Below are 7,351 nucleotides of genomic sequence, written 5' to 3'. Positions count from 1 at the left end.
ATCCTGCATCTGGGCGTCAATGCGATCATGTCCGCCGCCCCGCTGATCGATTGGGCCAATGCCCGCAATGCCGAGAACCGGGCGAAAGAGCCAACAGACCTTGCCGCGATGTTCGAGCCGCCTTGGACCACGCTGCATGTGGGGCAGATTTCGGGTGGCACGGCGCATAACATCACCGCCAAGGATTGCCGCTTTGGCATGGATTTCCGGGTGGTGCCGGGCGAGGATGCCGAAGGATGGGGCGAAAGGTTTGTGGCAGAGGTGCGCGCCGCAGAGGCCGAGATGCAGGCGGTGCGCCCCGAGGCGCGGATCGACCTGTGCCCAAGGTTCCGCGTGCCGGGTCTGCAACCCGAAGAGGCGGGCGCGGCGGAGAGCCTCGTGCGCCAGATCACCGGCGACAATGGCCGCCATGTGGTCAGCTACGGCACCGAAGCGGGGCAATTCCAAGAGGCGGGCTATTCCGCCGTGATCTGCGGCCCCGGCGACATAGCCCAAGCGCACCAGCCGGATGAGTATATCACCGTGGCACAATTCAACGCAGGCCATGATTTCATGCGCGCGCTCTTGGGGCGGTTGCAGGGGTGAAGGCCCCCTGCCCCTTGCCCCGCCTCTTGCCCTAGGATACTCCGACGCCATCAAGGATTTCATCTCAAAGGTGCCCTGCCCATGCGTCTGAGCCGTTATTTTCTGCCCGTTCTCAAGGAAACCCCCGCAGAGGCGCAGATTGCCTCGCATCGGCTGATGCTGCGGGCGGGGATGATCAAACAGGCGAGCGCCGGGATCTATTCCTGGCTGCCCTTGGGCTTCAAGATCCTGCGCAAGCTGGAAAACATCGTGCACGAAGAACAGGTGCGCGCCGGGCATATTCCGGTGCTGATGCCGACGCTGCAATCGGCGGACCTGTGGCGCGAGTCTGGGCGCTATGACGATTACGGCGCGGAAATGCTGCGGATCAAGGACCGGCATGATCGCGACATGCTCTATGGTCCGACCAATGAGGAATTGATCACCGATATTTTCCGGGCGCATGTCGGCAGCTACAAGGACCTGCCGCTGACGCTCTACCATATCCAGTGGAAATTCCGCGACGAGGTGCGCCCGCGCTTTGGCGTGATGCGGGGCCGCGAATTCCTGATGAAGGACGGGTATAATTTCGACCTGACCAAGGAAGACGCGCTGCATGCCTATAACCGCCACATGGTCAGCTATCTGCGCACCTATGAGCGGATGGGGCTTCAGGCCATTCCGATGCGCGCCGACTCTGGCCCGATTGGGGGCGACGACACGCATGAGTTTCTGGTGCTGGCCGATACGGGCGAATCAGAGGTGTTCTACGACAGCGCCATCACCGATCTGACCCTTGGCGACCGGGTGGTGGATTATGCCAGCCGCGCGGAATGTGAGGCCATCGTCAAGGAATGGACCACGCCCTATGCGCGCACCGATGAGACCCATGATGCAGCACTCTATGACGCCATCCCCGAGGCGCGGCGCAAGGCCAGCCGTGGCATTGAGGTAGGCCAGATTTTCTACTTTGGCACCAAATATTCCGAACCGATGGGGGCCAATGTGCAGGGGCCGGATGGCAAATCCGTGCCGGTCCATATGGGCAGCCATGGCATCGGCGTCAGCCGTCTGATCGGCGCGATCATCGAGGCCAACCATGACGAGCGTGGCATCATCTGGCCCGAAGGCGTCACGCCGTTCCATGCCGGGATCGTGAATCTCAAGCAGGGCGATGCCGAGGCCGATGCCGCCTGCGAGGCGCTTTACGCGTCGCTGGTGGCGCTGGGGATGGAGCCGCTTTACGATGACCGCGACGAGCGGGCGGGCGGCAAGTTTGCCACGATGGACCTCATTGGCCTGCCGTGGCGGATCACCGTGGGGCCGCGTGGATTAAAGAATGGCGTGGTCGAGTTGACCTGCCGCCGCACCGGTATCAGCGAGGAATTGCCGCCCAAAGCTGCGGTGGAAAAGCTGGCGCTGGCCTATGCGGGGCATGTGCTGCGGCCGAGTTTGTGAGGGTTTGAGCGGGGGCCGAATTCCCCGCGCGGAACAAGGCGCGGAGCGCCGCCGCGCGATCGCTGGGCCGTCGCGCGGCCTAGCGATTTTGAGAGGGAGAGCCTCACGGTGAGGTCATACGGACTTGGCTGGCATAAAGTGGCAGTCACTTTTGTTGCATCGCTAGTCCCCGGCCCAGCGACCGCGCGGCTCATCGCTTGGGGCTGAGGTTATCCCCCCCTCCCTTGACGCCCCCATCCGAAACCCCCACTCTCCGCCCGAACCCGAGACCAAGGAGCCGCAATGGCCAGAACACCCGCCCCCTTTGCTGCCTTTGAATGGTTGATCGCCTGGCGCTATCTGCGCGCCAAGCGGGCCGAGGGCGGCGTCAGCGTCATGACCTGGATCAGCCTTATCGGCATCACGCTCGCGGTCTTTGCCCTCATTGCCACACTCGCCGTGCGCTCGGGCTTTCGCGCGGAATTCGTCGATACGATCCTTGGCGCCAATGCCCATGTGACGGTCTACAACTCCGGGTCGGTCGATGCCTCAGGCCGGGTGGATCGCAGCCTTGAGGATTACGCCGCCATGGCCGAGCGCGTGCGCGCGGTGCCGGGTGTGACCCGTGTCGCCCCCCTCGTCAAAGGGCAGGTCATGGCCAATGCCCGTGACCGCAACGCCGGGGTGCAGGTTTTTGGCATCATGGCCGAAGACCTGCAAACCATCCGCCGCGTGGCCGATCCCGAAACCTCTCAAGGTGACATCGCCCGCTTTGACCAAGGCATCGCCATCGGTTCCGGCGTGGCGCAGGAATTGGGCGTCACGGTCGGCGACCGGATCAAGCTGATTTCCCCCAACGGGGTCAAGACGCCGCTGGGCACCAGCCCGCGCGTCAATGCCTATGAGGTGGTCTATATCTTTACCGCCGGGCGCTATGACATCGACCGGGTGCGCGCCTATCTGCCCTTTGCCGAGGCGCAGAGCTTTTTCAACCGCGATGGCCGCGCCGATGAATTGGAAGTGATGGTCGCCGAGCCCGAAACCGTCGATGAGCTGACCGTGCCACTCCTCGAGGCGGCAGGCGAGCGCGCTCTGCTCTGGACATGGCAGGACGCGAGCGGATCGTTCCTGCGCGCGCTCGAGGTCGAGGATAACGTGATGTTCGTGATCCTCTCGATCCTCGTGCTGATTGCGGCCATGAATATCACATCGGGCCTGATCATGCTGGTCAAGAACAAGGGCCGGGATATCGGCATCCTGCGCACCATGGGTCTGACCGAGGGGTCGATCTTGCGGGTGTTCTTCATCTGCGGGGCCTTTACCGGCATGATCGGCACGGCGATGGGGGTGATCTTGGGCTGTCTCTTCGCGCTCTATATCGACCCGATCTTCAGCTTTGTGAACATGGCGATGGGCGGTCAGGTCTGGGACCCGTCGATCCGGGGCATTTACCGGCTGCCCGCGCAACTGCGGGCCGAGGATGTCATGTCGGCGGTGATGCTGTCGCTGGGCCTCAGCTTTGTGGTCACGATCTTTCCGGCGCGGCGCGCCGCACGCATGAACCCGGTGGAGGCGCTGCGCTATGAGTGATGCGATGCTGCGCCTGACGGGCGTCGAGAAAATCTACAATCGCGGGCTGACCTCCGAAGTGCGGGTGTTGAGCGGTGTCGATCTCAGCCTCGCGCGCGGCGAGATGGTGGCGCTGGTGGCCCCGTCGGGAGCGGGCAAATCCACGCTGCTTCATATCGCGGGGCTGCTTGATACGCCCGACGCAGGCCGGGTGGAGATTGGGGCTGAGGACATGACCGGCCTCAACGACCGGCGGCGCACAGCGGTGCGGCGGCAAGAGGTGGGCTTTGTCTATCAGTTTCACCACCTCTTGCCCGAGTTCAGCGCGCTGGAAAACATCGTGCTGCCGCAACTGGCCAATGGCGTGGCGCGGCGGGATGCAGAGGCGCGGGCGCAGGCGCTGCTGGAAGAGGTGGGTGTCGGGCCGCGCGCCGGGCATCGGCCCTCGGCCATGTCAGGGGGCGAGCAACAGCGCGTGGCCTTTTGCCGGGCGCTGGCCAATTCCCCGCGCGTTCTCTTGGCAGACGAGCCGACCGGCAATCTCGATCCCGCCACCTCGGATCAGGTGTTTGCCGCGCTCACCGGGCTGGTGCGCGGCACCGGCCTCTCGGCGCTGATTGCCACGCATAATCTTGATCTCGCGGCCCGTATGGACCGTATCCTGCGGCTCGATCAGGGACGGGTTGTGCCGGGCTGAGTGGCGACGCTTACAAGCCCGACTGCGCCACATCCTGAAAGAGCACGGGCACGCGGCAGGATTTGGGCGGGGTCTCGCCGATCATCAACAAATCCGACGCCTCGATATGGCCCGCGAACCACGCGGCGAGCGCCACAGGGTCATCGGTGGCCACCCCCGGCCCGTCCACGGCATCAAGCACGATCTTGGACGGGGCCCAGACGCTGATCTGCCCGTGTTTCATCGACCAATCCAGCTCGGTCCGCGTGGCCACCACGACGCAACGCTCGTCGCGCCCCGCCAGAACCCAGGCATTCTGCTCCATCGCCAAAAGGTCCACGCGGCGCTGTGTCATGCGGTGGCCGGTCTGGGGTGCTACCACGTCGGCGCGGCCCACGCAGAGGATCACCGGCTCTGCTCGCGCTTCAAGCTGGTCGAGCCAACGGCCAAGGTTGGGCGAACGGATCGCGGCATTGGTCAGGAAGACCACATGCGGATGCGGCGTGGTATCGGCATGGGGCGTGATCGGCTTGGTCTTGAGGTCATTGACCGACCGCACGATCTCGACGCCCAAGGCCCCCGGCCCCCGGTCCAGTTTCTCGATCCGCACAAAGGTGCGCACCGCCTGCGGCTCCCACAGGATACGCTCGGCGATACGTTCGGCGAGGGTTTCGAGCAGATTGAGTCGCTCTTCGGCCAATTCGGCATCAATCGCCTCTGTCACCTTGTCATAACTCAGGATGCGGTCGACATCATCCTCGATGGCATCGGTCAGCGGGCGCACCTCGACCACCACGTTAAAGCAGATGCGCTGCGTCGTGCCGCGCTCGGCCTGAAAGGCACCAATCTCGACCTCGACCACGTGATCGCGCACCGAAATGCGGTCGAGCGGCCCATCGGGCGAGGTGGCGCGCGCGCGGGCAGAGGGATGCTCGAAGGCGAGGCGGATTTCCTGGGTCATGCTGTCGGTCCTGCGGTTCTTGGGCAAGGGGATAGCATGCAGCACCAAGCCCTTGAAAGGGCGAATGCGACAGTCGGGGAATGTCGCGCGGCACCCACAATGCAAAAGGCCCCGGATTTCTCCGGGGCCTTTGTCGTTCACGCTGTCCGCATTAGTGGGCGTGCTGCTTGTCCCAGTCTTCGCGCTTGGGGAGCTGTTCAAAGGTATGCTCCGGCGGCGGCGACGGCAGGGTCCATTCCAGCGTGTCGGCGTATTCGTTCCACGGGTTCGGCCGGGTCTCACGAGCGCCGCGCAGCAGCGTATGGATCACCAGACCAAAGAAGAACACGAAGCTGGCAAAGGACAGGAACGCGCCGATTGAAGACCAGTAGTTCCAGACCGCAAAGGCCTCGGGATAGTCGATATAGCGGCGCGGCATGCCCTGACGACCCAAGAAGTGCTGCGGGAAGAACGTCAGGTTCGCACCGATGAACATCGCCCAGAAGTGCAGCTTGCCCGCCCATTCCGGCAACATGCGCCCGGTCATCTTGGGGAAGTAGAAATAAATCCCCGCAAAGATCGCGAACACCGCGCCGAGGCTCATCACATAGTGGAAATGCGCCACGACATAATAGGTGTCGTGATAGGCGCGGTCGATGGCGGCCTGGCTCAACACGATGCCGGTCACGCCACCCACGGTGAAGAGGAAGAGGAAGCCGAACGCCCAGAGCATCGGGGTGCGGAATTCGATCGACCCGCCCCACATGGTGGCAATCCAAGAGAACACCTTGACGCCGGTCGGCACCGCGATGACCATCGTCGCCAGCATGAAATAGCTCTGCTGGGTCAGCGACATGCCCACCGTATACATGTGGTGCGCCCAGACGACAAAGCCCAGAACCCCAATCGCGATCAACGCCCAGACCATCGGCAGATAGCCAAAGATCGGCTTGCGCGAGAAGGTGGCGATCACATGGCTGATGATGCCAAAGCCGGGCAGGATGATGATATACACTTCCGGGTGGCCAAAGAACCAAAGGATGTGCTGATAGAGGATCGGATCGCCACCGCCTGCGGGATCAAAGAAGGTGGTCCCGAAATTGCGGTCGGTCAGAAGCATGGTGATCGCCCCTGCCAGAACCGGCAGGCTGAGCAGGATCAGCCAAGCGGTGACAAAGATCGACCAGGAAAACAGCGGCACCTTGAAGAGCGTCATGCCCGGCGCGCGCATGTTGAGGAAGGTGGTGATCATGTTGATCGCACCCAGAATCGAGCTTGCACCCGACACGTGGACCGCGAAAATCGCGAGGTCCATCGACATGCCCGCCTCATTGGTCGAGAGCGGCGGATAGAGCACCCAGCCCACGCCCGACCCAAGCTGACCATTGCCACCCGGCGCCAAGAGCGAAGCCACACCCAGCGAGGTGCCCGCAACATAGAGCCAGAACGACAGGTTGTTCATGCGCGGAAACGCCATATCCGGCGCGCCGATCTGCAACGGCATGAAATAGTTGCCAAACCCACCAAAGAGGGCGGGAATGACGACAAAGAACATCATCAAAACGCCGTGATAGGTGATCATCACGTTCCAGAGGTGGCCGTTCGGCGTGCAACTTGCGACATCAGAGGCGATGAAACGCGCGCCTTCCATGCACATGTATTGAACGCCCGGTTCCATCAGTTCCATCCGCATATAAACGGTGAACATGACCGAGATCAGGCCGACGAATGCCGAGACGATCAGATAGAGGATACCAATATCCTTGTGGTTCGTGGACATGAACCACCGGGTGAAAAACCCGCGCTGATCTTCGTGTTCGTGGCCGTGAATGGCTGCATCTGCCATTGTCTGCCTCCTGCTGGTGTTGGTGCCGGAGCATGGAGCGCTTGAGTCTCACATGCCCGTGATGTTTCAGGGTTTTAGAATGTCCGGGGGGGCGCGGCAATGCGCGAAATTGATGCAGATCAAAGAATTTTGTCGCACCCCCTTGCGGGAAGGGGTGGGGATAACGGGGGGATTTGGGGGGGATGGTCATCCTCGGGCGCAGGCGCGAGGACCTCTCACCTCCACACGTCATCCTCGGGCCTGACCCGAGGATCTCTCACGCCCCCACGTCATCCTCGGGCTCGACCCGAGGACCGCTCACCTCCAGAGATCCTCGGGT

Annotated in this window: 6 protein-coding genes; 4 read left to right on the top strand and 2 right to left on the bottom strand. The window is 62.8% G+C overall.

What is annotated here, in order from left to right; genetic code table 11:
- From KBT70_RS20305 to KBT70_RS20290, 4 genes are all read left to right on the top strand, one after another.
- Nucleotides 1-585, top strand: a 585-nt coding sequence (locus KBT70_RS20305) for a M20/M25/M40 family metallo-hydrolase (protein ID WP_296638497.1), incomplete at its 5' end; no start/stop codon positions are given.
- Between the two features lie 81 nt (nt 586-666).
- Nucleotides 667-2,022, top strand: coding sequence for a proline--tRNA ligase (proS, locus tag KBT70_RS20300; protein ID WP_296638495.1), 1,356 nt, complete (start codon nt 667-669; stop codon nt 2,020-2,022).
- Between the two features lie 282 nt (nt 2,023-2,304).
- Nucleotides 2,305-3,591: a lipoprotein-releasing ABC transporter permease subunit gene (locus KBT70_RS20295; RefSeq protein ID WP_296638491.1), complete on the top strand. Its 1,287-nt coding sequence runs from the start codon at nt 2,305-2,307 to the stop codon at nt 3,589-3,591.
- Nucleotides 3,584-4,267, top strand: coding sequence for an ABC transporter ATP-binding protein (locus KBT70_RS20290; protein WP_296638489.1), 684 nt, complete (start codon nt 3,584-3,586; stop codon nt 4,265-4,267). Before KBT70_RS20295 ends, KBT70_RS20290 begins: the two co-directional genes overlap by 8 nt.
- 10 nt (nt 4,268-4,277) lie before the next feature.
- On the opposite strand, the gene KBT70_RS20285 is transcribed toward KBT70_RS20290, so the two are convergent.
- The gene (locus KBT70_RS20285; RefSeq protein ID WP_296638484.1) at nt 4,278-5,207 is read right to left on the bottom strand and encodes a dihydroneopterin aldolase; all 930 of its coding nucleotides are present in this window, start codon (nt 5,205-5,207) and stop codon (nt 4,278-4,280) included.
- 151 nt (nt 5,208-5,358) lie between these two features.
- Nucleotides 5,359-7,032 (bottom strand): cytochrome c oxidase subunit I, encoded by a 1,674-nt coding sequence (ctaD, locus tag KBT70_RS20280; RefSeq protein WP_296638478.1) that lies wholly within the window; start codon nt 7,030-7,032, stop codon nt 5,359-5,361.
- Between the last annotated feature and the right edge of the window lie 319 nt (nt 7,033-7,351).

The sequence above is a fragment of the Roseovarius sp. genome (assembly GCF_018066915.1).
Taxonomy (GTDB): Bacteria; Pseudomonadota; Alphaproteobacteria; order Rhodobacterales; family Rhodobacteraceae; genus Roseovarius.
The sequence above is the reverse complement of the archived record's forward strand: the minus strand, read 5'-3'. Positions and strand labels throughout refer to the sequence as shown.